This window comes from Rugamonas sp. FW305-51, from assembly GCF_058786935.1.
In genome coordinates this window covers 1-1,254 of sequence record NZ_JBYSZG010000116.1, presented here as the reverse complement: position 1 = coordinate 1,254, position 1,254 = coordinate 1, and the positions used below count along the sequence as shown (strand labels likewise).

1 protein-coding gene is annotated in these 1,254 nt (G+C 58.1%); it reads left to right on the top strand.

Annotated features, from left to right (window positions below; all coding sequences use genetic code 11):
* The first annotated feature begins 65 nt into the window (after nt 1-65).
* Nucleotides 66-1,246 (top strand): IS3 family transposase gene (locus tag AC3WOS_RS28525; protein ID WP_492720701.1). Its coding sequence is split into 2 segments (ribosomal slippage): nt 66-336 and nt 336-1,246, totalling 1,182 coding nucleotides; the frame shifts between segments, so codons are not numbered across the junction.
* Nucleotides 1,247-1,254 lie beyond the last annotated feature (8 nt).

The window sequence follows — 1,254 nt, the reverse complement described above, 5'->3', positions numbered from 1 at the left end:
TGCTGTGGTCTAATTTGCCCGGACACCTCAATAGGTGGAAAATCCACCACCTGAGGAGTTAAAGCATGACAACAAGAAAACGTAAAACATTCAGTCCGAGCCTGAAGCTGGAAGTGGTCCGGATGGTCAAAGAACAGGGCCTGAGTATCCAGAACGTCAGCGAAAGCATGGACATCGGCCAGACGGCGATTCGCCGGTGGCTGACCCAATACGCCGCTGAGCAGAACGGCCAGCCAGGCATTGGCAAGCCGCTCACCGCCGAGCAACAGCGCATTCGGCAATTGGAGCTGGAGAATCAACAACTGCGGCAGGACGTGACCATTTTAAAAAAGGCATCGGCCTTCTTTGCGCGCGAAATGAAATGATTTATCAGCTCGTTCATCAACTGCAAAAGGAGGCCATCCCGGTCCAACGGAGCTGCCGCGTGCTCGACGTCAGCCGGTCTGGTTATTACGATGCGCGCCGGCGTCCGACCAGGCCTGTGGCATGCAAGGTCAGCGCCCACCTGAAAGCCGAATTTCAAGCCAGCCAGCAGAGCTACGGCAGCCGCCGCCTGGTCACGGCCATGAACAACGCCGGGTTTCATATCGGCCGCTACAAGGTGCGTAGCCTGATGCGTCAAGCCGCCTTGAAGCCGGTCTGGAAACGTAAATTCGTCCACACGACCAACAGCAAACATGACTTGCCGATCGCCGCCAATGTGCTGAACCGGCAGTTCAATCCGCCGGCGCCCAACATGGCGTACGTGTCCGACATCACCTACGTTCGCACCGGCGCCGGCTGGCTGTATCTGGCGGTCGTGCTGGACCTGTATGCACGCAAGGTGGTCGGCTGGGCCATGGCGCCGAGCATGCCCGCCAAGCTCGTTTGCGATGCGTTGGGCATGGCCATCGAACAGCGCCAGCCAGCGCCGGGCTTGATCGTCCATTCGGATCGCGGCAGTCAATACGCCAGCCAGTTGTATCAGGATATGCTGTCCCGGCACGGCTTCGTCTGCAGCATGAGCCGCAAAGGGAACTGCTGGGACAACGCCATCGCCGAGCGCTTCTTCCTTAACCTCAAAATGGAGCGGGTCTGGCAACGCCAATATGCCAATCACGCCGAGGCCAAGGCCGACATCACCGACTACATCGTTGGCTTCTATAACTGCAAGCGCATCAACTCAGCACTGGGCAACCTGCCGCCCTCCGTCTATGAACGGGAAATGGCAACACGTGAACCTATCGTTGTGTCCGAATTTACTTGACCACCGCA